This is a genomic window from Intrasporangium oryzae NRRL B-24470 (assembly GCF_000576595.1).
GTDB lineage: Bacteria > Actinomycetota > Actinomycetes > Actinomycetales > Dermatophilaceae > Intrasporangium_C > Intrasporangium_C oryzae.
The window spans coordinates 24,202-48,669 of record NZ_AWSA01000017.1; the positions used below are offsets into that span (position 1 = coordinate 24,202).

Consider the following 24,468-nt stretch of genomic DNA (forward strand, 5'->3'; position numbering starts at 1 on the left):
CCGCCACAGGGCTGCGACGGGGGCACACCCTTACGATGGCGGGATGTCCGAGCTGCCCGCCTCCGTGCGACTCGCGCTCTGGGTGACGACGGCGTGGCGGGGTGAGCTGAGCACGTCCGACGCGCTCCGCCGCTCCTTCCCCGACGTCGACCACGTCGCCGGCGACCTCGCCCGGCTCGACGTGTGGCGCGACCTCGGCGAGCGGGCGCTCTTCGTCGCGCTCCCCCGCCCGGGCGACCTGAGCCGTATGCCGCGGGGCTCGGCGAGCGGCTCTGCTCACGCCGCGGCGACGGGCGAGTGCGTCTTCGTCGCGGGACTGGGCGGCCTGCTCGTCCCCACCCTGACCGAGTTCGGGCCCGAGGGCGACATCGGCCTCCGGGTCGACTGGACGGCCTACGACGCGGACCCCGTCCCGCGGCACCGGATGGAGATGCTCGACCTGCGTCAGGTCGAGCGTGACCTGCTCGAGCGCCTGCGCGACCACGTCCGCGCCTTCGAGTCGGTCGGCGGCGCCCCGTGGGGCCACGCGGCGCGGGCGGAGGCCGAGGCCGCCGTCGACACCGGACTCTGGGGGCTGCCCGACGACACGCCCGGCCGCGCGCTGCGCGTCATGGCGCTCGCCGCGAACGCCTCCCAGCTGGCCCACCACGCGAGCAGCCTGAGCGCCCTCGGTTCCGGAGGGCTCGACGCCGTGACGGCGGGACGACGCGACGTGCTCCTCCGGACGCTCGCGGGCGATGCCGACGCGGCGCTCGCGGACGCGACGAACATCGCCGTCATGGCCCTCGCGGGATGGCGCCCGGCCTGAGCGCGACCGGTCAGCCGACCGGTCAGCCGGCTCCGGTGAGGAGGGCGACGACGGCCCTGGCATAGGCGCGCTCGGCGTCGATGTCGACGCACCGCGCGACGATGCCGACACTCGTGCGCAGCGACACGGCATACCCACCCTCGAGGGCCTCGAGCGCGACGAACGCCTCGCCGAGGACCTCGCGCAGCTGGTCCTCCCTCGGGAGCCAGACGACCTTGCTCTGCTCGATGCTGTCGAGCGCCCACTCCGTCGTGCCGTTGAAGCCGATGACGTCTCCTGTCGCGAAGTGGTGCACGTCGACGGTGAGGTCGCTGATGACGAAGACCTCGTCCTCCATCCCGTCGACGGGAAGGACGAACCGGTCCCCGGTCGCGGGCCGCCAGGTCAGGCCCGCGTCGGTGAGCCGGCGGGCGAGCTCGATCGTCAGCATGCCCCATCCTCACATCCCCTCGTCGACGTCGGAAGGTCCGCCTACATTGGCCGCATGACGAGCCCACCCGAGCTGACCCCCATCGACGAGTCGACGTTCGAGACCGTCCTGTGCATCGCCGCCCATCCCGACGACCTGGAGTACGGCGCTGCGGCAGCCGTCGACCGCTGGGTCCGGGCCGGCAAGACGGTGACCTACCTGCTCGTGACGCGAGGTGAGGCCGGCATCGACACGGTCCATCCCGACGAGGCGGGCCCGCTTCGCGAGCAGGAGGAGCGCGACGGGGCGGCGGAGGTCGGCGTCGAGGTCGTCGAGTTCCTCGACGGGTTCCGCGACGGCGTCGTGGAGTACGGCCTCCCCCTGCGGCGCGCGCTCGCCCGCGAGATCCGGATCCGGCGACCCGACCTGCTCGTCACCCTGACCCACGCCGAGCAGTTCGCGGGTGGAGGGACCAACCAGGCCGACCACCGCGCGGTCGGTCTCGCCGTCATCGACGCGAAGGCGGATGCGGGCAACCGGTGGATCTTCCCCGAGCTCGTCGACGAGGGGCTCGAACCGTGGCAGGTGCGCCAGGTGCTCGTCTGCGCGGACCCGGCACCGACCCACTGGGTCGACGTCTCGGGTCACTACGAGGCGGCGGTGGCCTCGCTGTCACGGCACGAGCGCTACCTGTCGGCGCTCGGGCCGGAGTATCCGAGCCCGCGCGACCTGCTCCAGCGGATCCTCGGCGGGCCCGCGGAGCTACTCGACGTCGAGCACGCCGTCGCCGGGCGCCTCGTCAGCTGAGCACCTGCCGGTAGACCTCGAGCGTGCGCTCGCCGATCGAGCCCCACGAGAACGAGTCGACGGCGCGCTGCCGCCCGGCGAGGCCGAACCGGCGGGCGCGCTCGGTGTCGGACACGGCGTTCGTGAGGGCGGCCGCGAGGTCGTCGACGAACCGGTCCGGGTCGACCGGTGTGCCCGTGCCGTCCTGGACCTGCTCGATCGGCACGAGCCAGCCGGTCTCGCCGTCGACGACGACCTCGGGGATGCCGCCGGTTGCCGTCGCGACGACGGGCAGCTCGCACGCCATCGCCTCGAGGTTGACGATGCCGAGGGGCTCGTAGACGGAGGGGCACGCGAAGACCGTTCCGTGGCTGAGCAGGGCGATGACCTCGGCACGAGGAAGCATGTCGGGGATCCAGACGACGCCCTCGCGCTCCGCCCGGAGGCCCTCCATGAGGTGCTCGACCTCGGCCAGGATCTCGGGCGTGTCGGGCGCACCGGCGCACAGGACGAGATGGACCCCGGCCGGAAGCTGCGCGCACGCGCGGAGGAGGTAGGGCAGGCCCTTCTGGCGGGTGATCCGGCCGACGAAGACGACGGCCGGGCGGTCGGGGTCGACCCCATGCCTGATGACCGTCTCGCGCGCGGCGGGCGACCGGTCGGCCGCCCAGAGCTCGGAGTCGATCCCGTTGTGCACCACGTGAACCCGGCCGGGGTCGAGGGACGGGTAGCTCTTGAGGATGTCCTCGCGCATCCCCGCGCTCACGGCGACCACGCCCGCGGCGGCCTCGTAGGCGGTGCGCTCCGCCCACGACGACACGCGGTAGCCGCCGCCGAGCTGCTCGGCCTTCCACGGCCGCATCGGCTCGAGCGAGTGAGCCGTGACCACGTGCGGCATGCCGCCGAGGAGCGACGCGACGTGGCCACCGAAGTTGGCGTACCACGTGTGCGAGTGCACGAGGTCGGCGCCGACGCAGTCACCGGCCAGGGTCAGGTCGACGCCGAGCGTCTGGAGCGCCGGGTTGGACGAGGCGAGCTCGGGCAGGTCCGCGTAGGCCGTGGTCCCCTCCTCGTCGCGGGGCGCGCCGAAGCAGCGGACCCTGACGTCGATGTCCCCCCGCGCGCGCAGGGCCCGGACCAGCTCTGCCACATGGACCCCGGCGCCTCCGTAGATGGCCGGCGGGTACTCCTTGCTCAGGATGTCGACGCGCACAGGGCGAGCGTAGCCGGGCCACGAGAAAACGGCCCGTGTTCTGCGGACAGTTCCTGTTGCGGTCCCATCCTCTGGCCCTAGGGTGACGACATGGCCCGACGAAGCCCATCCGCAGGTCCGAAAGTCCTCGCCATCGTGCTCGCGGGGGGTGAGGGCAAGCGGCTGATGCCCCTCACCGCCGACCGGGCCAAACCAGCGGTTCCCTTCGCCGGGATCTACCGCCTCATCGACCTCGCCCTGTCCAACGTCGTCAACTCCGGCTACCTCAAGGTCGTCGTCCTGACGCAGTACAAGTCGCACAGCCTCGACGCGCACGTGACGAAGACGTGGCGCATGTCGACGCTTCTCGGCAACTACGTGACGACGGTCCCGGCCCAGCAGCGGGTCGACAAGAACTGGTACCTCGGCAGCGCGGACGCGATCTTCCAGAGCCTCAACCTGATCCATGACGAGCGGCCCGACATCGTCGTGGTGGTCGGCGCCGACCACGTCTACCGCATGGACTTCAGCCACATGGTCGAGCAGCACATCGAGTCGGGGGCGAGCGTGACCGTGGCCGCGATCCGCCAGCCGATCTCGATGGCCGACCAGTTCGGGGTCATCGAGGTCGGGGCCGATGACCCGACCAAGATCGCCGCCTTCCGCGAGAAGCCGACCGACGCCAAGGGTCTCCCGGACAGCCCCGACGAGATCCTCGCCTCCATGGGCAACTACGTCTTCACGGCAGCCGCCCTCGAGGACGCCGTCTGCCGCGACCGGGAGCGCGAGGGCAGCAAGCACGACATGGGAGGCGACATCGTCCCCGACTTCGTCAGCCGGGGCGAGGCCGCCGTCTACGACTTCAAGGACACCCCGGTCCCGGGGGCGACGGACCGCGACCGCGGCTACTGGCGCGATGTCGGGACGATCGAGTCGTACTACGACGCGCACATGGACCTCGTCTCGATCCACCCGGTCTTCAACCTCTACAACTACGAGTGGCCGATCTACACGCAGCACAGCCCGTACCCGCCGGCGAAGTTCGTCCATGGCAGCGGCGACCGGATCGGTGAGGCCCTCAACTCGGCCGTCTCCCCGGGTGTCGTCGTCTCGGGCGCGCACATCTACGCGTCGGTCCTCTCGCCGCTCGTGCACGTCCACTCGTACGCCAGCATCCAGGGCTCGGTGATCCTCGACAACGTCACGGTCAACCGCCACGCACAGATCCGGAGGGCCATCATCGACAAGAACGTCGTGGTCCCCGCGGGATGCCAGATCGGGATCGACCACGAGCACGACCGCGCCCGCGGCTTCCACGTGACCGAGACGGGCATCGTCGTCGTCGGGAAGGGGCAGGTCGTCACCCGATGACCGGCGCCCCCGCCCGGGCCGACGACAACGCGAGGACGCTCGCAGCCTACGAGCAGCGGGCCCAGCTCTATCGCGAGCAGACGCGCGGGGCCGGCGGCGGCGCCGTCGACGCGCTGCTGCGCACGCTGGCCACGCAGGCACCCGAGGGGACCGTGCTCGAGATCGGCAGCGCCCATGGCCGCGATGCCGACGTCCTCGAGTCGCTCGGGCGGCAGGTGCGCCGCACCGACGCGACCCGCGCGTTCGTCGAGATGCAGCGTGCCGACGGCCATGTCGCCGACGTGCTCGACGTCCTGACCGACCGTCTCGTCGACGAGACGGTCGGGCCGTATGCCGCGGTGCTGGCCGACGCGGTCTTCCTGCACTTCACGCCCGCGCAGCTCCGGACGGTCCTGGTCAAGGTCCGCGACGCGCTGGTGGCGGGGGGCCTGCTCGGCTTCACGGTGAAGGTCGGCGAGGGCTCCGAGTGGAGCACCCACAAGCTCGGGGTCCCGCGCTTCTTCCACTACTGGCAGCCGGCTGCGTTGCGGGCCGAGATCGAGGCGGCCGGACTCGAGGTCGTCGCGCTCGAGGTCGAGAGCGGCCCGGTCGTCGACTGGATCGTCGTCATCTGCACCCCTGTCCTGCCCCCGTCCCCGCCCCCGCCCCCGGGCGGAGACTCCTCCGCCTCGATGTCGGGGTGATGAGACCCTGACCTGCCGAGAGTGCCGAACCCGAGGAGCCCGTCATGACATCCCAGCCCGTCAACCCGCTCGTCAACCGGGCCGTCAATCCGGTCGACGAGTCCGCGCCGCTGAGCGCCGCCGACCCGAGGCCCGCCCGAGTGGCCGTCCAGGTCCCACCCCAGCACGCGGCATACGCCGACATCCGCCGGACCTGCGCGGCGCTCGAGGAGATGGGGGTCGACCAACTGCTCACGTGGGACCACTTCTTCCCGCTCAGTGGAGACAAGGGCGGGCTCCACTTCGAGTGCTGGACCATCCTGGGGGCGTGGGCCGAGGCCACCGAGCGCGTCGAGATCGGTGCGCTCGTGACGTGCAACAGCTATCGCAACCCCAATCTGCTCGCCGACATGGCCCGGACCGTCGACCACATCAGCGGCGGCCGGCTCGTCCTCGGTATCGGCTCGGGGTGGGCGCAGCTCGACTACGACGAGTACGGCTACGAGTTCGGGACGGCGGGCGGGCGGCTCGATGCCCTCGCCCGGGACCTGCCGGTCATCCGCGACCGCTGGACCCGCCTCAACCCGGCCCCCACCCGCGACATCCCGATCCTCATCGGCGGCGGCGGCGAGAAGAAGACCCTGCGGATCGTCGCCGAGCACGCGAACATCTGGCACGGCTTCGGCGACGCGGCAGAGATCGCCCACAAGCACCGAGTCCTCGACGCCTGGTGCGCGCGGCTCGGCCGCGACCCGCTCGAGATCGAGCGCTCCGCGGGGGTCGCGTTCGTGCCGGGTCGCAACCCCGATCAGCGCGCGGACTACGCGAGCAACGCCCAGCAGCTCCACGACATCGGCACCCGCCTGTTCACCGCGAGCGTGGCCGCGGCCGCACCCGACCTCGGCCGGGTCCGCGACCTCCTCGCGTGGCGCGACGACGTCAACCGCGGAGTGCGACCCGTCTCCTCCTGATGCCGGACCGGGCGGTCGCATCGCGGATGGTCGGCGAGCCCGACCGTGACGATGGTTAGCCTGACGCGCGTGACTTCACCGAACGCGCAGACCCTCAGCATCACCGTCACGGGAGAGGACCGTCCCGGGGTCACGGGCAGCCTTCTCGGTGCCCTCGCGGGAGTCGGTGCGGAGGTCCTCGACATCCAGCAGGTCGTCGTCCACGGTCACCTCACCCTGGCCGTCGTCCTCGCCCCCGGGCCCAACGTCGAGGAGCTTCGTGACGCCGCCGCCGTCGCCGCCCACCGCCTCGGGCTCACGCTCACGGTGGCGGAGGGCGTCGGGGACAACGCCCGCCCCCGGAAGGGACGCGCCGCGGTCGTCGTCCTCGGGGCCCCGCTCAACGCGGCGGCCGTCTCGCTCGTCACGAGCCGCATCGCCGAGCACGGCGCCAACATCGACCGGATCCGGAGGCTCTCGCGCTACCCGGTGACCACGGTCGAGTTCGACATCTCCGGTGCCGACGTCGCGTCACTGCGCAAGGAGCTCGCGCTCGTCGCCGCGTCGGAGGGCATCGACATCTCGGTGGCCCCCGGAGGTCTGGCCCGGCGGGGCCGACGCCTCGTCGTGCTCGACGTCGACTCCACCCTCATCCAGCAGGAGGTGATCGAGATGCTCGCGGCCCACTGCGGCCGTGAGGAGGAGGTGGCGGCGGTGACCGCGCGGGCGATGGCCGGCGAGCTCGACTTCGAGGAGTCGCTGCGCGCCCGGGTCGCCGTGCTCGCCGGGCTGCCCGAGAGCGTCCTCGACGAGGTTCGGGCCGACATCGTCCTCACCCCCGGTGCCCGGACCCTCGTGCGCACCCTGAAGCGGTTGGGGTTCACGGTCGGCCTCGTGAGCGGCGGGTTCATCGAGATCGTCGGGCAGCTCGCCGACGAGCTCGGCATCGACCACGCGCGGGCCAACCGGCTCGAGATCCGCGACGGCAGGCTCACCGGGGCCGTCGTCGGCGAGGTCGTCGACCGCGCCGGAAAGGCCCGGGCCCTGCGCGACTTCGCCGAGCAGGAGGGCCTGCCGCTCAGCCGCACCGTCGCGATCGGCGACGGAGCCAACGACCTCGACATGCTCGACATCGCCGGCCTCGGAGTCGCCTTCAACGCCAAGCCGCTCGTGCGCGCGCAGGCCGACACGTCGGTCAACGTCCCCTATCTCGACTCCGTGCTCTACCTGCTCGGGATCTCGCGCGAGGAGATCGAGGAGGCCGACCTGGGCGACGGCACGCCGACCCAGGCGCCGCCCGTCCCTCACCAGGATCACTAGGCTGACCGGATGCAGACCAGCGCCGCGCCGACCGCAGAAGGCGCCCAGGGCCCCGTCCGCCGCACCCTGCTCATCATCGGCGGGGCCGAGGACCGCATCGGCCGCTCGGTCGTGCTCAAGCGCTTCGTCAAGCTCGCCGGCGGACGCCGGTCCCGCATCGTCGTCATCCCGACCGCCTCCGGGTATGCCGATGAGGTCTCGGACGCCTACCGCGACGTCTTCACCCGGCTGCGCGGCGGCGAGATCTCCGTCGTCCACCCGACGACGCGACGGGAGGCGGGAGACCCGGCCATGATCGCCCACCTCGATGCGGCGACCGGCGTCTTCCTCACCGGCGGGAGCCAGGTCAAGCTCGCGCAGAACGTCGTCGGGACCCCGGTCGGCAACGCGATCCTCCGGGCCTACGACCGGGGGGCGGTCATCGCGGGGACCTCGGCCGGCGCCTCGATCATGAGCCGGTTCATGATCTCGCTCGGCGAGGAGGGCCTCACCCCCCGGCAGCGCGCGAGCCAGATCTCCGCCGGCCTCGGGCTCGTCGAGGACGTCATCATCGACCAGCACTTCGACCAGCGGGGACGTTACGGCCGCCTCATGTCGATGGTCGCGGCGTCACCCAACCTGCTCGGGATGGGGATCGACGAGAACACCGCCGCCGAGATCCGCGACGGACGGGTCATGTCGGTGATCGGAGCCGGCGCGATCTTCCTCGTCGACGCCCGCAACGCCATCACCGACGCGCCCGACGCCCGCCGGGGGGCTCCGCTGCTCGTCTCGGGCGCGGTGGTGCACACGCTCCCCACGGGCAGTACCTTCGACCTCGAGCACGTCGAGCTGACCGACTTCGTCGAGCGGCATCCCGACATCGCCGGGGCGGTCGTCCCTGCGACGGTGCGGGCCGCCCGCACGACCACCGCAGCGCGCTGACCATCCGGCACCCACGCGCCCGAGGGCCACGAAACGATGCGTGTCCCGACCAACCAGCAGGAGGATCGCCCATGGCCATCGAGGTACCCACTCCCACGGGCCCGGCCCGTCCGGATCTGAGGATCCTCGAGACGCGGATCTACCGCGGCCCCAACGTCTGGTCCTACAGCCAGGCGATCCATCTCGTCGTCGACCTCGGAAGCCTCGAGGAGTACCCCACCGTCTCGCTGCCCGGCTTCACCGACCGGCTCCTCGACGCGGTTCCCGGTCTCGAGCGGCACACGTGCTCGCTCGGCCGGCGCGGGGGCTTCATCGAGCGGATGCGCGAGGGGACGTGGCTCGGGCACGTCGCCGAGCACGTCGCGCTCCAGCTGCAGACGCTCGCGGGCCACGACCAGCGCCGCGGCAAGACCAGGAGCGTCAAGGGCAGGCCCGGTCACTACAACGTGATCTACGGCTACACCGACGAGACCGTCGGCGTCGCCGCGGGCCAGCTCTCCGTCCGGCTCATGAACCATCTCGTCACACCGGAGGAGGGCTTCGACTTCGAGACCGAGCTCAACGCGTTCCTGCGCCAGGCCGACCGCGTCGCCTTCGGCCCGTCGACCGCCGCGATCCTCGAGGAGGCAGCCTCGCGGGACATCCCCTTCATCCGGCTCAACTCCGCCTCTCTCGTGCAGCTCGGCCAGGGGGTCCATGCCCAGCGCATCCGAGCGACGATGACCTCGAAGACCGGGGCCCTGGCCGTCGACATCGCCGGCGACAAGGACCTGACGACCAAGCTCCTCGGGTCGGCCGGTCTCCCGGTCCCGAAGCAGGAGGCCACGCGCACGCTCCGCGGCACGCTCGACGCGGCGCGGCGTATCGGCTACCCCGTCGTGGTCAAGCCCCTCGACGGCAACCACGGGCGAGGTGTCTGCCTCAACCTCACGAGCGACGCAGAGGTCGAGAAGGCCTACGACATCGCGCGGAGCGAGTCCCGCCGAGGCACCATCATCGTCGAGTCGTTCGTCACGGGTCGCGACTACCGCTGCCTCATCGTCGGCGGCAAGATGCAGGCGATCGCCGAGCGCGTTCCCGCCCACGTCGTCGGAGACGGCGCCCACACCGTGCGCGAGCTCGTCGACATCACCAACGCCGACCCACGTCGGGGGGTCGGCCACGAGAAGGTCCTCACGAGGATCAAGGTCGATGCCAACGCCGAGGACGTGCTGGCCGGGCAGGGCTACACCCTGGACTCCGTCCCCGCCGAAGGTGTCACGGTCAAGCTCGCCCTGACCGGCAACATGTCCACGGGCGGCATCTCGATCGACCGGACGTTCGACGCCCACCCCGACAACGTCGAGATCGCCGAGGAGGCCGCGCGGATCGTCGGCCTCGACGTGGCCGGGATCGACTTCATCTGCCCCGACATCACCTTCCCCGTCCGCGAGACGGGCGGCGCGATCTGCGAGGTCAACGCCGCGCCCGGCTTCCGGATGCACACGCACCCGACGATCGGCGAGCCGCAGTTCATCGCCAAGCCCGTCGTCGACCTGCTGTTCCCGCCCGGCTCGCAGTCGCGCGTGCCGATCGTCGCCGTGACCGGCACCAACGGCAAGACGACGACGGCGCGGATGATCGCGCACATCTTCAAGGGGCTCGGGCGCAAGGTCGGGATGACCTCGACCGACGGCGTCGTCATCGACGAGCGACTCGTCATCAAGGCCGACGCCTCCGGCCCCCGGTCGGCACGCATGGTCCTGCAAAACCCCCGGGTCGACTTCGCCGTGATGGAGGTCGCTCGGGGGGGCATCCTGCGAGAGGGTCTCGGCTACGACCGCAACGACATTGCCGTCGTCACCAACATCGCCCCGGATCACCTGGGGCTCAAGGGGATCGACACGTTGCGCCAGCTGGCGGACGTCAAGGCCGTCATCGTCGAGGCGGTGCCCAGGGACGGCTTTGCGGTGCTGAACGCCGATGACCCCCACGTGCGCAACATGCGTCGTCGCTGCTCCGGCGGCATCGTCTGGTTCACCATGTCCGAGCCCGGCAGCGAGGTGCGCGAGTTCGTCGACGACTACTGCCGCCGGGGCGGCCGCGCCGTCGTGCTCGACCCGAGCGACAAGGGCGACATGATCGTCATCAAGCACGGGCGCAGGAGCATGCAGCTCGCCTGGACGCACCTGCTCCCGTCGACGTTCGGAGGCGCGGCCCGCTTCAACGTGGCCAACGCCCTCGCGGCAGCGGGAGCGGCGTTCGCGGCGGGCGCCCCGCTTCACGACATCCGTCAGGGGCTGCGCACGTTCGCGACGTCGTACTACCTCTCCCCCGGCCGCCTCAACCTCGTCCAGGTCGACAACGCCGACGTCTTCATCGACTACTGCCACAACGCGGCGGGCATGAAGGAGCTCGGCGCCTTCGTCGACCGCTACTCCGAGCAGCGCAAGAGCCAGCACGAGCTCGCCCGTCCCTCACGCATCGGCATGATCGGTGCCGCCGGCGACCGGCGCGACGACGACATGCGTGAGCTGGGCGCCGTCGCGGCGCGGCACTTCGACGTCCTCGTCGTGCGCGAGGACGCCAGGCTGCGCGGGCGCAAGCCGGGCGAGTCCGCCGAGCTCGTCGCCGAGGGCGCCCGCGCCGCGATGGCCGAGGGCGCGCGCTGCCGCCAGGTGGAGATCGTCCTCGACGAGCTCGTCGCGATGCGCCACATCATGGGGCGGACCAACCCCGGCGACCTCGTCGTCCTCTGTGTCGACCAGCACGCCAGCGTCCTCGCCGAGCTCGAGGAGCGGACACAGCACGCCCAGGCGGGTTCCCGAGCCGGCGCAGCCGGTTCGGCGGTCAGCGACCCCGACCTCGACCCCGGGACGCTGACCGAGTCCGCCGAGGCCGAAGGTGACGCGATGGCGGCGGCCACGTCGGAGATCCAGCCCGAGCGCAGCGACGACACGGCGATCTGACCCTGGCTGGCGCGAGAGGGCGGTGCGGGGATCGGCACCGCCCTCTGGCAGGTCCTCCGGCCCGATTCGGTGGGCTCAGCCCCCGGCGGAGGGAGCCGGGGGAACGGGAGCGAGCTCGTCGGCATACGCCCGCAGTGCCCGCCGGTAGGCCTGGGTCTCGGTGTCGGTCGTCCCCTCCAGGGTCGCCCGGATGAGGTCCGCCACCGCTTGACGCTCCTGGCCGAGGTCGGCCTGGACGAGCGCCCGAAGCACGAGGGCCGCCGTGTTGTGAGGCCGGCTCTCGAGAACCCTGGCGATGAGCGCAGCGGCGTCCTCAGGCCGTCCGACGACCCGCAGGCTCGACGCGAGCTGGATCTGGGCCCGGTGCCGGTGCGGCTCCTTGAGGCCGGCGGCGAGCGCGGCCTCGTAGAGGCCGATCGCCCCCTGCTCGTCCCCGGCCGAGTCCTTGGTCCCCGCGAGCTCGTGGAGAAGGCGGGGATCTCCCGGGTGCTGGTCGACGAGCCGCTGGGCGGCCGCGATCCGGGCGTCCTCGTCGTCGAGGGCCCAGACGGCTGCGATCTCGCCCTCGAGCTCGTGCTCGCCGCGGGCCGAGACGACCTTGCGCCGGATCGCGCGCGCGTCGTCGACCTTCCCGCCGTGCTCGCGGATCCAGCGGTCGACCTCGGCCCGCTCGGCGTGGCACATGAGGGCGATGACATCGCCGTCAAGGGTGTGCGGGACCAGCGCCCGGAAGGACGCGAGCTCGGTCCCGTAGCCGGGCACGTCGAGCACGCCGACCTTCGCCAGGCCCTCCCGGAAGAGTCCGAGCAGGGCCTCCGGGTCACGCCCGCGCAGGTAGTGCTCGGCGATCTTGAGGACGACCTCGTCGGCGCCGTGACCCGCGATCTCGCCCATCGACACGACGGCCTCGTCGGCCCGGTCGCCCGCGCAGCCGAGGCTGAGGCGCACCGCGCCGCCCGGTGCCGCGAGGCCGCGCGCGACCTCGAGGAGCGACTCGAGGCCTGCCTCGTTGTGGGCCATGTCCATGATGACCGTGGCGCGCCCGCCGCCCTCGAGCGGCAGGGTGTAGGTGTTGAGGCGTCCCCAGTTGTGCTCGGGGTCGGGTGCGAACGTCCGCAGGCCCTCGATCACGGCCGAGCGGGGGACGCCGAGGCCGAGGGCGGCGGCCGCACCGGCCAGGGCGTTGGCGATGTTGTTGCGTGACAGGCCGCTCATCGTCATCGGGACGTCGACGATCCGCACGAGCCGGTCGGGATCCCCGTTGGGGGAAAGGACCACGATCTCCCCGTCGAGCACGGTGATGCCCCGCCCGCCGGCGTTGATCGACTCCCAGAGGGCCGGCGACCCGGGGTCGAGGCTGAGCGCCCACGGTTTGGCCCTGATCCCGAAGTGCATAGCCCAGACCCGCGGGTCGTCGCCGTTGAGGACGACCCAGCCCTGAGGCTTGGTCACCGTCGTCACGATCGCCTTCACCTCGGCGAGCTGGTCGAGCGTGTCGATCCCCTGGAGGCCGAGGTGGTCGGCGCTGACGTTGGTGACGACGCTGACGTCGTTGGTGGTGACGCCCATCCCCTTGAGCAGCATGCCGCCCCGGGCGGTCTCGAGGATGCCGATGTCGAGCCCCGGGGTCTCGAGCACGGCCCGGGCGCCGGCCGGACCGGAGAAGTCGCCCTCCTCCTTCGTCTCCCCCATGACGACGACGCCGTCGGTGGAGCTCCAAGCGGTCGTGAGACCGGCCGTCATGCACATATGCGCCAGGAGGCGCGTCGTCGTCGTCTTGCCGTTGGTGCCGGTGACGGAGGCGACCGGGACGGTGGGGGTGATGACGCTCGGGCCGGGGCCGTCAGGAGCCTCGAGGATGACGGCGGCCGCGGCCTCGATGACCTCGTCGGCGCGGAGCGGGGCATCGAGCAACCCTGCGAGCACGGCGCCGATCTGCTCCCCCGCCACGCGCCCGCGGGTCCGATGAACCCAAGGGAAGGCGATGACGACGTCGGCGGCGCTACGCCCTGCACGGACGCGGACCCCGAGGCGTCCGGCGCCGATCTCGGTGCCGAGCCGACGGGTGACCGTGCGGAGCAGGCGCATGACGAAGCGCTGGCGCAGGGCGGTCCCGCGCTTGCCCGGCCGGGCCGAGCGCATCCCGAGCCGGGACGCGAGCGCCTCGGCCTCCGTGCGCCTGAGGTCGAGGTAGCCGGGCAGGTGCAGGCTCACCTTGATCGCGGGACGGGCGAAGTAGAGGTTGGGTCCGTCTAGCACGCGGACCTCGTCGACCCGGACCGGAGGCTCGGCCACCGGGCCCCTCTTGCTCGCCCGCTTCGCGGCGCGCTTCGTCGAGCCCCTCGCGGCACGCGTCGCCGAGCCGTTGTCCGAGCCGTTCGTCGGGCTGCTCACGTCGCTGGGACCGGCTCCCGCGACACGCTCCGACAGACCGGTAAACGCCCCGGCCTCCGGCGGCTGGAGGTCGTCGACGGGAGCGGTGGAGGGCGTGCTGGGCGGGGTGCCGGCGTCAGACATGAGCAGGACTCTAGCGAGCCGCGACAGGCACTACGGTCGTCCCTACGGACGCCGCCGCAGCCGTCACTTCAGCCGCCACCTCAGCTGTCAATGCGGTCGTCGCTGCGGCCGTACAGCGGCCGTCACTGCCCCATCGCGTGGACGCCGCCGTCGACGTGGACGATCTCGCCCGTCGTCGCGGGGAACCAGTCGGAGAGCAGCGCGGCGCAGGCCTTGGCCGCGGGCACCGGGTCGTTGACGTCCCAGCCGAGGGGCGCCCGCTCGTCCCAGATCTGCTCGAACTGCTCGAAGCCCGGGATCGACTTGGCGGCCGTCGTGCGGATCGGCCCGGCCGCGACGAGGTTGCAGCGCACGTCCTTGGGGCCGAGGTCCCGGGCGAGGTAGCGGTTCGTCGACTCGAAGGCCGCCTTGGCGACACCCATCCAGTCGTAGACCGGCCACGCGAACTTCGCGTCGAACGTGAGACCGACGACGGCGCCGCCCTCGGACATGAGGGGCAGTGCCGCGACGGCGAGCGACTTGAGGCTGTAGGCCGAGATCTGCAGGGCCGTCGCCACGTCCTCCCACGTGCCCTCGAGGAAGTTGAACGCGCCCTGCGGCGCGAAGCCGATCGAGTGGAGCACCCCGTCGAGACCGTCGACGTGCTCACGCAGGCGGTCGGCGAGGGTGTCGAGGTGCTCCTGGTTCGCGACGTCGAGCTCGATCACCTGGGGCGTCTCGGGCAGGCGCTTCGCGATGGTCTGGGTGATCTTCATCGTGCGCCCGAAGGAGGTGAGCACGACCTCCGCGCCTTCCTCCTGCGCGATCTTCGCGACGTGGAACGCGATCGAACTGTCCATGAGGACACCGGTGACGAGGAGCTTCTTGCCTTCGAGGATTCCCATGTCTGAGAGCTTTCTGCGTGGTGGGCGCGTCGGGCGCCGAGGTCGGTGGGCGGCATACGGCTGTATGCCGCTGGGCGGGCTTGCGGGCCGGGGCTGGGTCAGTGACCCATCCCGAGGCCCCCGTCGACGGGGATGACGGCCCCGGTGATGTAGGCGGCCTCGTCGCTCGCGATGAAGCGGACGACGGCGGCGACCTCCTCGGGCGTGGCGAAGCGGCCGGCGGGGATGGTCGCGAGGTAGGCCTTCTTCTGCTCCTCGGGCAGCACCGCAGTCATCTCGGTGTCGATGAAGCCGGGGGCGACGACGTTGGCGGTGATCCCCCGCCCGCCGAGCTCGCGGGAGATCGAGCGCGCGAGGCCGACGAGGCCGGACTTGGAGGCGGCGTAGTTGGTCTGACCGGGCGAGCCGTAGAGACCGACGACGCTGCTGATGAGGATGATCCGGCCGCGGCGCTTGCGGATCATCCCGGTGACCGCCCGGCGGGCGCAGCGGAAGGCGCCGGCGAGGTTGGTGTCGATGACGGCGTCGAAGTCCTCGTCGCTCATCCGCATGAGGAGGGTGTCGCGCGTGATCCCCGCGTTGGCGACCACGACGTCGACCGGGCCTCCGAAGATCTTCTCGGCCTCGGTGAAGGCGTTGTCGACCGACGCGCTGTCGGTGACCTCCGCCTTGACCCCGGTCAGGCCCTCGGGCGGCTCTCCGGAGCGGTACGTGATGACGACCCGGTCGCCGGCCGCCTCGAAGGCGCGCGCGATCGCGAGGCCGATGCCGCGGTTGCCCCCCGTCACCAGCACGTTGCGCTGCTCGCTCGAATCCACGTGTGCTCCTTCTGGCTGCTCGTCCGGCATGCGTGGCCCGTCCCGCGGGCACGACTGAGCAGAACCTAACGGACTACCCGCCGGTACGCGGACGCGTTCACGGGCTTACAGTGAAGTGGTGGCAGATTCCAAGCAGCAGCCGGTGGTCCACACCGTCACGTCGGCCGCGACGTCGACCACCGACGACCAGGACCAACGGGTCCGGCGCTACCTCACGATGATGGGGATCCGCGTGGCCTGCTTCGGTCTGCTCTTCGTCACGACCGGGTGGATGCGGTGGGTCGCGATCGCCGGGGCAGTGGTCCTGCCCTACTTCGCCGTCGTCGTCGCCAACGCGGTCAGCCCCCGCCAGACCGGCACCATCGAGCCTGTCACCCCGCAGCCCGACCAGACCAGGCGCCTCGAGCAGTGACGTCGCCGACCAACCGGTCCGTCGACACGGGTGCGCCGGACGGGCCGGACGATCACGTCTGCAGCGCGAAGGGCTGCCGGGCCCCGGCGCGGCACGCCGTGATCTGGCGCAACCCCACGCTCCACGTCGAGGGCCGACGCAAGGTCTGGCTCGCGTGCGACGACCACCGCCAGTCGCTCGCCGACTTCGTCGCGCTGCGCGGCTTCCTCATCGAGGTCGTCGGCGTCGAGGACCTGACCGACGCGGACGGCTGAGCCGGACGGCTGACGCGGACGGCTGACGCGGACGGCTGACGCGGGTCGATGCTCGGGTCCTCCGAGCACGGCGCCCGGCGGGCTCGTGGAGGGACGTCAGCCGCCGATCGCCGACATGGGCCGCTCGGGCTGGACGAAGTCGGGCTCGCCGATGCCGTGCCCCCGGCGCTTGCGCCACATCTCGCCGCGCATGAGGTCGAGCAGCTCCTCGTCGCTCGCTCCCGCGCGCATCGGCCCGCGCAGATCGGTCTCGGTCGTCGAGAAGAGGCAGTTGCGGACCTGCCCGTCGGCGGTGAGCCGGGTGCGGTCGCAGGCGGCGCAGAAGGGTGCGGTGACGCTCGCGATGATCCCGACCGTGGCCGGGCCGCCGTCGACGAGGAAACGCTCGGCGGGGGCGCTCCCCCGCTCGGCCGCCGGGAGGGGTGTCAGCGTCCAGCGTTCGGACAGGCGTGCCCGGATCTCGTCGGCCGTGACCATGTCGCGCCGGTCCCAGGCGTGCTGGGCGTCGAGGGGCATCTGCTCGATGAAGCGCAGCTCGTAGCCGCGCTCGAGGCACCAGGCCAGCACGTCGCCGACGGAGGCGTCGTTGACGCCGCGCATCGCGACCGCGTTGACCTTGACCGGGGTGAGCCCGGCCTCGGCCGCGGCCCGCAGTCCGGCCTCGACGTCGGCGAGCCGGTCACGGCGGGTCAGCTGGGTGAAGGTGGTGGAGTCGATCGTGTCGAGGCTGACGTTGACCCGGTCGAGGCCGGCCGCGGCGAGGCCGGTGGCGACGCGCTCGAGTCCCACGCCGTTGGTCGTCATCGCGATCCGGGGCCGCGGTCGCAGGGCGGCGATCCCGGCGACGAGGTCGACGAGGGAACGCCGCAGGAGCGGCTCGCCCCCGGTGAGGCGCACCTGGGTCACTCCGTCGCGCACGAAGAGGCCGATGAGCCGCAGGAGCTCCTCGTCGGTCAGCATCTCGTCCTTGGGCATCCAGGGCAGCCCCTCGGCCGGCATGCAGTAGGTGCAGCGCAGGTTGCACCGGTCGGTGACCGACACGCGCAGGTCGCGGGCGCGACGGCCGAACTGGTCGTCGAGGCCCTCGGGCCGTGCGGTCGGATCGGGGAGGCGCGTCATGAGGCCCACTCTAGGCCGGGTAGCGTCGTAGGGTGCTTCGGCTCTGGCTCACTCGTCGATGGATCATCGGGACGCTCGTCGCGATCGTCTTCGCCGTCGCCTGCTTCTTCCTCGGCCGGTGGCAGTGGGGACGCCACGAGGAGAAGCTGACGAAGGTCACCGCCATCGCCGAGAACTACGGTGCGCCGCCCGTCCCGCTCGCGAACGCCCTGTCGGCCGGTCCACTCACGCCCGAGCGCGAGTGGACGCACGTCACCGTCACCGGCACGTATGCCGCCGGCGCCGACCTGCTCGTCCGCAACCGGACGCTCGACCAGACGGTCGGCTTCGAGGTGCTGACCCCGTTCACGACCGACGGGACGACGCTGCTCCTCGACCGGGGCTGGGTGCCCAACGCAGCCGATGCCGAGACCACGCCACCCGTCGACGCACCGGCTACCGGCGAGGTCACGGTCACGGGTTGGCTGCGCACGGGCGAGCCGAGTCTCGGCCGGGATCTTCCCCCGCCGCAGCTGGCGAGCATCAGCGTCGCCGACGCCCGGGTCCAGCGTCCCGCCGTGGGACCGGCGGACGTCTACGTCGTCGTGGGGGCGCAGTCGCCGGCCCCGGCCCGCGGGGAGCACCCTCTCGCCCTCCTCCCCCGCCCGGAGGAGGGGCTGGGCCCGCACCAGGCCTATGCCTACCAGTGGTGGCTCACCATGCCCGCAGGGCTCGTCTTCGTCGTCTGGGCCATGCGCCGCGAGCTCGCTGCGGGCGCGGAGACGGGAGGCCCGGAGGGGCGCGAGGCGATGCCGGCCCGCAAGCCGAAGAAGGTCCGGATCTGGGACGAGGAAGACGCCTGACGGCGTCAGACCTCGTCCACCGGTGGTCCCGCCACCGTGGCTGCACCGCCCCGAGCCGGGACGAGTGGGGTCACGCGATGTCGAGGGCCGGCTCGGCGTGCGACCCGTTCTTCGTGGTGGCGAACTGGGTGGCGTGGAGGTCTGCGTAGAGACCACCGCTCGCGAGGAGCTCCTCGTGCCGGCCGGTCTCGACGACCCGGCCCTTCTCGAGGACGACGATGAGGTCGGCCTGGCGGATCGTCGAGAGGCGGTGTGCGATGACGATCGAGGTCCGGCCGGCGAGCGCGGCGTCGAGGGCCCGCTGGACTGCGACCTCGGACTCGGAGTCGAGGTGGGCGGTCGCCTCGTCGAGGACGACGACGTCGGGCGCCTTGAGGAGCAGCCGGGCGATCGCGAGGCGCTGCTTCTCGCCGCCACTCAGGCGGTGGCCACGATCACCGACGACGGTGTCGAGGCCCTCGGGCAGCTCGTCGACGAGTCCGCTGATCTGGGCGGCCTCGAGCGCCGAGCGGATCTCTGCATCGGTCGCGTCCGGCCGGGCGTAGCGCAGGTTGGCGCGGATCGTGTCGTGGAAGAGGTGCGCCTCCTGCGTCACGACGCCGACCCGGTCACGGAGCGAGGCCAGCGTCACGTCGCGCAGGTCGAGACCGCCGATCCGGACAGTGCCCTCGGTGGGGTCATAGAGGCGCGAGACGAGCGAGGTGAGCGTCGTCTTGCCCGCGCCGGAGGGTCCCACGAGCGCGACGAGCTGGCCAGGCCGGGCCTCGAGCGAGATGTCGTGCAGGACGGGGCCGCCTGCCTTGCGGTCGCCGGACGAGGTCGACTCGAGCGAGGCGAGCGACACCTCGTCGGCGGACGGGTAGCGGAACGCGACGTGCTCGAGCCGCACCCCGAGAGGTCCGGGAGGCAGGTCGACGGCCCCGGGCCGCTCGGCGACGAGCGGCTGGAGGTCGAGCACCTCGAAGACCCGCTCGAAGGACACGAGCGCCGTCATGATGTCGACGCGAACGTTGGAGAGCGAGGTCAGCGGGCCGTAGAGCCGGGCGAGGAGCGCCGACAGGGCGAGGAGGGTGCCGACCGACAGGGTGCCGGCCACCGCCATGACCCCGCCGAAGCCGTAGACCATGGCCGTGGCGAGCGCGGCGACGAAGGTGAGCACCGCCATGAAGATCGACCGGTTGAGCGAGATCTGGATCCCGATGTCGCGGACCCGGCCGGCGCGCTCGGCGTACTCGGCCTCCTCGCGAGCGGGAACACCGAAGAGCTTGACGAGCAGGGCACCGGCGACGTTGAAGCGCTCCGTCATGCGGGTGCCCATGTCGGCGTTGAGCGTCATCTGGCGGTGGGCCAGCGTGGAGAGCCGGCGCCCCATGAGCCGGGCGGGGATGAGGAAGACGGGCACGAGCACCAGGGAGCCGAGGGTCAGCTGCCACGACAGGGACGCCATCGCGGCGATGACGAGGGCGACGGACACGACGTTGCTGACGACGTTGGACAGCACCGATGTGAAGGCCTGCTGGGCCCCGATGACGTCGTTGTTGAGCCGCGAAACGAGCGAGCCGGTCTGGGCGCGCGTGAAGAACGCGATCGGCTGGCGCAGGACGTGCGCGAAGACCTCGGTGCGCAGGTCGTTGATGAGGCCCTCCCCGATGCGCGAGGAGTACCACCGGGAGACGACGGTCAGGATCGCGTCGAGGACGGCGATGGCCGCCACGACGAGGGAGAGCCGGACGACGACCCCGGAGTCCTTGGGGATGACACCGTCATCGACGAGACGCTTGAGCAGGAGCGGCACCGCGACGACGAGGACCGAGTCGAGGACGACGACGGCGAGGAAGGCGATGATCGGTCGACGGTACGGGCCGGCATACGTGAGGACGCGGCGCCGCGTCCCCGGCGCCAGGGTCTTCTCTGCGACGGACGCGTCACGCGACATCGATCGCATCGCCATCCAAGGCTGCATGCCCACGGTGGTCTCCTTCGTCTCCCTCGATCAAACCGCGAAGCGGTGACAGGGATTCCCCGTGTCCGCCTGGGTCACCGCCGGAAGGAGGCGAGCATCGACAGGAGCAGGCCGGTCTGCGCCTCGCGCTCCCTCCGGGTCTGGGTGGCGTGGTCGGCGTCGACCGCGGAGCGCAGGAGCGGCTTGAGCGCCCGGACGGCGTCTCGAGGGGCCTCGACGAGGCGACCGACGAGCTCGGCCGTCGCCCGGTCGAGCTCGTCCAGCGGGACGGCGGCGTTGACGAGCCCCATCGCGAGCGCCTCCTGCCCGCTGACGGCGCGGCCGGTCGCACACAGCTCGAGGGCCCGCGCGTAGCCGACGAGGTCGACGAGGGGCTTGGTCCCGCCGAGGTCGGGCACGAGGCCGAGGCTCGTCTCGCGCATCGCGAAGCTCGCGTCCGTCGCCGCGACGCGCAGGTCGGCGGCGAGGGCGAGCTGGAAGCCGGCGCCGATGGCATGGCCGTGCACCTGGGCGACGACGACGGCGTGGCAGCGCTGCCACCCGGTGAAGCCTGCCTGGAAGCGCTCGATCCCCGCCTGGATGGACTCGGGGCCGCCGGAGGCGAGCTCGACCATGCTCTCCTCGCCGTCGACGCCTGCGGGCGTGAACATCGCGGTGTCGATCCCGGCGGAGAACGACGGCCCCTCCCCCCGGATGACGACCACGCGGACGTCGTCGGGCACCGCCGCGGCCTGCTCGGCGAGCGCGCGCCAGAGCGAGGGCGTCTGCGCGTTGCGGCGCCCGGGGTTCGCCAGGGTGAGGGTACGGACCGGGCCGTCCGTCTCGACGGTGAGATGGGGGTGTGTCATGGCCGAGACGTTACCGGCCGGTCACCTCATGCGGCAGCGGGTGTGGGCCGGACGCGGAGCACGCCCCACCCGGTGACCGAGGCGGGCTGGACGAGCTCGACGCGGAAGACCCGGACGCACGCGAGACACGACCAGGCCGAGGTCGGGTCGGGCAGCGGCGTCAGGTCGTCACTGCCGCAGAACGGGCAGTCGAGGCGGTGGTCGTCGGGCATGCCACCAAGAGTCCTCGAGCCGACAAGAAAATACAATAAGCGTCCATTATGTGACCGAACACTTCTGCTTATGTTGCTCAGGCGAGCGAGATGAGGTCCTTGTAGTCGGGCCCCCACAGGTCCTCGACCCCGTCGGGCAGCAGGAGGATCCGCTCGGGCTCCAGAGCGTCGACGGCCCCCTCGTCGTGCGTGACGAGGACGACGGCGCCCTCGTACGTCGAGAGCGCACCGAGGATCTCCGCTCGCGACGCCGGGTCGAGGTTGTTGGTCGGCTCGTCGAGGAGCAGGACATTGGCCGAGGAGACGACGAGCATCGCGAGCGACAGCCGGGTCTTCTCGCCGCCCGACAGCACCCCGGCCGGCTTGTCGACGTCGTCGCCCGAGAAGAGGAACGACCCGAGCACCTTGCGCACGTCGGTCTCGCCGAGGTCGGGCGCGGAGGACTTCATGTTCTGCAGGACCGTGCGCTCGACGTCGAGGTTCTCGTGCTCCTGGGCGTAGTAGCCGAGCCGCAGCCCGTGCCCGGGCTCGACCTCGCCGGTGTCCGGCTGGTCGACGCCGGCGAGCATCCGCAGCAAAGTCGTCTTGCCCGCGCCGTTGAGGCCGAGCACGACGACCTTGCTCCCGCGGTCGATGGCGAGGTCGACGTCGGTGAAGACCTCGAGCGACCCGTACGACCGCGACAGGCCGGAGGCGCGCAGTGGCGTCTTGCCGCAGGGCGCCGGCTTCGGGAACCGCAGCTTGGCAACCTTGTCCTGGACGCGCTCCCCCTCGACGCCGGCGAGGAGCCGCTCGGCCCGCTTGGCCATGTTCTGGGCCGCGGTCGCCTTCGTCGCCTTGGCGCGCATCTTGTCGGCCTGGGCGAGCAGGGCGCTCGCCTTCTTCTGGGCGTTGGCGAGCTCACGGCGGCGGCGCTTCTCGTCGGTCTCGCGCTGCTGGAGGTAGGTCTTCCAGTTGACGTTGTAGACGTCGAGCGCCGAGCGGTTGGCGTCGAGGTGGTAGACCTTGTTGACGACGGCGTCGAGCATCTCCGCGTCGTGGCTGATGACGATGAGCCCGCCCTTGTAGGCGCGGAGGTACTCCCTCAGCCAGACGATCGAGTCCGCGTCGAGGTGGTTGGTCGGCTCGTCGAGCAGCAGGGTCTCGTTGCCGGAGAAGAGGATCCGCGACAGCTCGACCCGGCGGCGCTGACCACCCGAGAGCGTCCGGAGGGGCTGCGAGAGGATCCGCTCCTCGAGCCCGAGCGCGCTCGCGATCGACGCGGCCTCCGACTCCGCGGCATATCCACCCTGAGCCTCGAACTCGACCTCGAGCCGGGCGTACTTGCGCATCGCCTTGTCGCGGACCCGCTCGTCGTCGCTGCCCATCCGGACCTCGGCCTCGGAGCGCTGGCGGACGATCTCGTCGAGACCCCGGGCGGAGAGGATCCGGTCGCGGGCGAGGATCTCGAGGTCGCCGGTGCGCGGGTCCTGCGGCAGGTAGCCGACCGGGCCGGTGCGCGTCACGGTCCCCGCGGCAGGCTGGCCCTCCCCCGCGAGGACCTTCGTCAGGGTCGTCTTGCCGGCGCCGTTGCGCCCCACGAGGCCGATGCGGTCGCCCGCATCGATGCGGAAGCTGGCGTCCTCGACGAGCAGTCGCGCTCCAGCGCGAAGCTCGATCCCGGTGGCGACGATCACGGCGTTCCCCTCTCATGTGCCGCACCTCGTCAGCGGCCAGTCAACCCCTCCATTCTGCCAGCGTCGAGAGGGTGGTCTCGACGCGTTTGTCGCGCAGCCGCCTCGCGGCAGCGCGGGCACCCGCACGTCCGCGAGGCGTGCACACTGCCCGCGTTGCGCTCGCTGTCAGGGGGCCACAGTCCTTCACGTATGCCGCCGGGCGCGGTCATCGTCGGCAGCTCGGTCGGCTCGGGGTCGAGGTCAGCGTTGCCGTAGCGGCAGCAGGAGCAGCCGGTGTAGCCGCGGTTCGGCGGCTCGTGCCAGGCGTGCTGGTGACCGCAGGCGCGGCACAGGTGGACGAGGACGCTCACGGCTGCGCGACGGGCATGAGCACCGAGAAGCCGCCATCTGCCCCTCGGATCGCGAGGGGCCGGACGGGACCGTCGAGGACGAGGGCCGGGGGTCCGTCGACCGCCACGAGCGCCTCGTGGAGAAACCCAGGGTCGACGTGGACGTCGGCAGCAGCGGAGTCCTGCGCGAGAACCACGGACCCGTCCTGCACCCGCAGGCCGAGGACAGCCCTTCCGGAATGCGCCCCGACGAGGGCGGCCAGACCGTCCGCGTCCACGTGGTGCCCGGCGTGCAGCGTCGCGCCGGCGGATCCGGCGTCGATGGTCGCCTCCGGCTTCGACCACAGGTACGGGTCGACGATCGGTCGGTAGTCGGGGAAGGTGCCCGGCACGCAGGCACTCTGGAGCCGAGCGCCGCCCGCGAATGCCTCGACGGATGCCTCGTGCAGGACGATCTCGATGATGTCGTCCCGCGCCGACGCCGCCACGACCGCGTCGAGCCAGGCCGTCGGGACGACGCGGCCGGTGGGGTCCTGGGGCGCGAGGGATGGTTCCACGACGGGAGCCACCCCGATGGCCAACCGATGGCGGTCCGTCGCCACGAGGCGCAGGCCCGACGAGCCCATCTCGAGGAGGACCCCCGTGAGGACGACGTGGTCCGCGCCACCCGGCGCCCCCACGACGGGCGCGCCCTCCGGGTCGGCGACGGCGAACCGGACGCACCGGACAGCCCGGGCCAGGGCGGGGGCCATCACGGCGACACGGACCACTCCAGGCACCGACTCCCCGGTCAGCAGGGCGAGGGTGCGACGGATCTCCCACCGCGCGTCGGCCAGGCCCTCCTCGAGCCGGCGCTCGTGCGCGGCCACGACGGCGGCTGCGCCCGAGACCTGGCCCCGGGCGTCCTGCTCGAGGACGAGCGCGACCTCGCCCAGCGGCATACCGACGCGCCGAAGGCCCGCGACGAGACGCGCCGAGCGGACCTGCGCCCCCGTGTAGCGGCGGTAGCCGGACGACGGGTCGACCTCGGCGGGCACGAGGACACCCTGACGGTCGTAGAAGCGGAGGGCGCTCGCCGACAGGCCGCTGTCTCGGGCGACCTCGCCGATGGTCAGAAAGGGCTCGTCGTCGTGCTCACAGGTGCTCACGACGAGAACCCTCGCGTCTCAACCCGGTTGAAGGTCAAGTCCGCGACGGGGTCGCGCAGGGTCCCCGTGGTCGGGG

At 71.9% G+C, this 24,468-nt stretch carries 22 protein-coding genes; 11 read left to right on the forward strand and 11 right to left on the reverse strand.

The features are described from left to right. Positions 1-43 precede the first annotated feature (43 nt). The gene (locus tag N865_RS09540; protein WP_034804745.1) at positions 44-808 is read left to right on the forward strand and encodes a hypothetical protein; all 765 of its coding nucleotides are present in this window, start codon (positions 44-46) and stop codon (positions 806-808) included. Between the two features lie 22 nt (positions 809-830). Here the strand turns inward: N865_RS09540 and N865_RS09545 are convergent, their stop codons facing one another. Then, complete coding sequence (locus tag N865_RS09545) at positions 831-1,238, reverse strand: hypothetical protein (protein ID WP_034804748.1); 408 nt, start codon at positions 1,236-1,238, stop codon at positions 831-833. A 54-nt stretch (positions 1,239-1,292) separates the two neighbouring features. Between N865_RS09545 and N865_RS09550 the strand changes: the two genes are divergently transcribed. Next, positions 1,293-2,024, forward strand: coding sequence for a PIG-L deacetylase family protein (locus N865_RS09550; RefSeq protein WP_034804751.1), 732 nt, complete (start codon positions 1,293-1,295; stop codon positions 2,022-2,024). Here N865_RS09550 and glgA read toward each other — a convergent pair. Next, positions 2,017-3,216, reverse strand: coding sequence for a glycogen synthase (glgA, locus tag N865_RS09555; RefSeq protein WP_034804754.1), 1,200 nt, complete (start codon positions 3,214-3,216; stop codon positions 2,017-2,019). The two genes, N865_RS09550 and glgA, sit on opposite strands and share 8 nt — an antisense overlap. A gap of 90 nt (positions 3,217-3,306) precedes the next feature. On the opposite strand from glgA, the gene glgC reads away from it, so the two are divergent. The 6 genes from glgC to cphA all read left to right on the forward strand — a co-directional run bounded on the left by glgC (position 3,307) and on the right by cphA (position 11,370). Further along, on the forward strand, positions 3,307-4,566 hold the full coding sequence (gene glgC, locus N865_RS09560) for a glucose-1-phosphate adenylyltransferase (RefSeq protein WP_034804757.1): 1,260 nt from the start codon (positions 3,307-3,309) through the stop codon (positions 4,564-4,566). Further along, entirely contained in the window at positions 4,563-5,249 is a 687-nt protein-coding gene (locus N865_RS09565) for a class I SAM-dependent methyltransferase (protein ID WP_051510411.1), read from the forward strand. The genes glgC and N865_RS09565 overlap by 4 nt, the downstream gene beginning before the upstream one ends. A gap of 44 nt (positions 5,250-5,293) precedes the next feature. After that, complete coding sequence (locus N865_RS09570; RefSeq protein WP_084328106.1) at positions 5,294-6,199, forward strand: LLM class F420-dependent oxidoreductase; 906 nt, start codon at positions 5,294-5,296, stop codon at positions 6,197-6,199. Between the two features lie 69 nt (positions 6,200-6,268). Further along, complete coding sequence (serB, locus tag N865_RS09575) at positions 6,269-7,498, forward strand: phosphoserine phosphatase SerB (protein ID WP_034804760.1); 1,230 nt, start codon at positions 6,269-6,271, stop codon at positions 7,496-7,498. Positions 7,499-7,507: 9 nt separating this feature from the next. Further along, positions 7,508-8,422 carry a cyanophycinase gene (locus N865_RS09580; protein ID WP_051510413.1) on the forward strand — a complete coding sequence of 305 codons (915 nt, stop codon included), beginning with the start codon at positions 7,508-7,510 and terminating at the stop codon, positions 8,420-8,422. A 71-nt stretch (positions 8,423-8,493) separates the two neighbouring features. Then, positions 8,494-11,370: a cyanophycin synthetase gene (gene cphA / locus N865_RS09585; protein WP_034804762.1), complete on the forward strand. Its 2,877-nt coding sequence runs from the start codon at positions 8,494-8,496 to the stop codon at positions 11,368-11,370. A gap of 75 nt (positions 11,371-11,445) precedes the next feature. On the opposite strand, the gene N865_RS09590 is transcribed toward cphA, so the two are convergent. The 3 genes from N865_RS09590 to fabG all read right to left on the reverse strand — a co-directional run bounded on the left by N865_RS09590 (position 11,446) and on the right by fabG (position 15,619). Beyond that, positions 11,446-13,887, reverse strand: coding sequence for a tetratricopeptide repeat protein (locus N865_RS09590; protein ID WP_245603718.1), 2,442 nt, complete (start codon positions 13,885-13,887; stop codon positions 11,446-11,448). 122 nt (positions 13,888-14,009) lie between these two features. Further along, the gene (gene fabI / locus N865_RS09595) at positions 14,010-14,771 is read right to left on the reverse strand and encodes an enoyl-ACP reductase FabI (protein WP_034804764.1); all 762 of its coding nucleotides are present in this window, start codon (positions 14,769-14,771) and stop codon (positions 14,010-14,012) included. 98 nt (positions 14,772-14,869) lie between these two features. Further along, positions 14,870-15,619 carry a 3-oxoacyl-[acyl-carrier-protein] reductase gene (fabG, locus tag N865_RS09600; protein ID WP_051510414.1) on the reverse strand — a complete coding sequence of 250 codons (750 nt, stop codon included), beginning with the start codon at positions 15,617-15,619 and terminating at the stop codon, positions 14,870-14,872. 88 nt (positions 15,620-15,707) lie between these two features. Here fabG and N865_RS09605 point away from each other — a divergent pair, with 88 nt between their 5' ends. Next, positions 15,708-16,001: a DUF3099 domain-containing protein gene (locus tag N865_RS09605; RefSeq protein WP_034804889.1), complete on the forward strand. Its 294-nt coding sequence runs from the start codon at positions 15,708-15,710 to the stop codon at positions 15,999-16,001. After that, positions 15,998-16,255, forward strand: coding sequence for a hypothetical protein (locus tag N865_RS09610; RefSeq protein WP_034804769.1), 258 nt, complete (start codon positions 15,998-16,000; stop codon positions 16,253-16,255). The genes N865_RS09605 and N865_RS09610 overlap by 4 nt, the downstream gene beginning before the upstream one ends. Positions 16,256-16,351: 96 nt before the next feature. Here N865_RS09610 and moaA read toward each other — a convergent pair whose 3' ends face one another. Further along, on the reverse strand, positions 16,352-17,374 hold the full coding sequence (gene moaA / locus N865_RS09615) for a GTP 3',8-cyclase MoaA (RefSeq protein ID WP_034804891.1): 1,023 nt from the start codon (positions 17,372-17,374) through the stop codon (positions 16,352-16,354). Positions 17,375-17,406: 32 nt separating this feature from the next. Between moaA and N865_RS09620 the strand changes: the two genes are divergently transcribed. Then, the gene (locus N865_RS09620; protein WP_034804772.1) at positions 17,407-18,216 is read left to right on the forward strand and encodes an SURF1 family cytochrome oxidase biogenesis protein; all 810 of its coding nucleotides are present in this window, start codon (positions 17,407-17,409) and stop codon (positions 18,214-18,216) included. A 70-nt stretch (positions 18,217-18,286) separates the two neighbouring features. Here N865_RS09620 and N865_RS09625 read toward each other — a convergent pair whose 3' ends face one another. The 5 genes from N865_RS09625 to N865_RS09645 form a co-directional block, all read right to left on the reverse strand. Beyond that, entirely contained in the window at positions 18,287-20,179 is a 1,893-nt protein-coding gene (locus N865_RS09625) for an ABC transporter ATP-binding protein (protein WP_051510419.1), read from the reverse strand. A 74-nt stretch (positions 20,180-20,253) separates the two neighbouring features. Then, positions 20,254-21,027 carry an enoyl-CoA hydratase/isomerase family protein gene (locus N865_RS09630; protein ID WP_034804774.1) on the reverse strand — a complete coding sequence of 258 codons (774 nt, stop codon included), beginning with the start codon at positions 21,025-21,027 and terminating at the stop codon, positions 20,254-20,256. Positions 21,028-21,053: 26 nt separating this feature from the next. After that, entirely contained in the window at positions 21,054-21,239 is a 186-nt protein-coding gene (locus N865_RS09635; protein ID WP_034804776.1) for a hypothetical protein, read from the reverse strand. A 77-nt stretch (positions 21,240-21,316) separates the two neighbouring features. Continuing rightward, positions 21,317-22,915, reverse strand: a complete 1,599-nt coding sequence (locus N865_RS09640; protein ID WP_034804778.1) for an ABC-F family ATP-binding cassette domain-containing protein — start codon at positions 22,913-22,915, stop codon at positions 21,317-21,319. Between the two features lie 346 nt (positions 22,916-23,261). Then, the gene (locus N865_RS09645) at positions 23,262-24,392 is read right to left on the reverse strand and encodes a DNA polymerase III subunit beta family protein (protein ID WP_051510415.1); all 1,131 of its coding nucleotides are present in this window, start codon (positions 24,390-24,392) and stop codon (positions 23,262-23,264) included. Between the last annotated feature and the right edge of the window lie 76 nt (positions 24,393-24,468).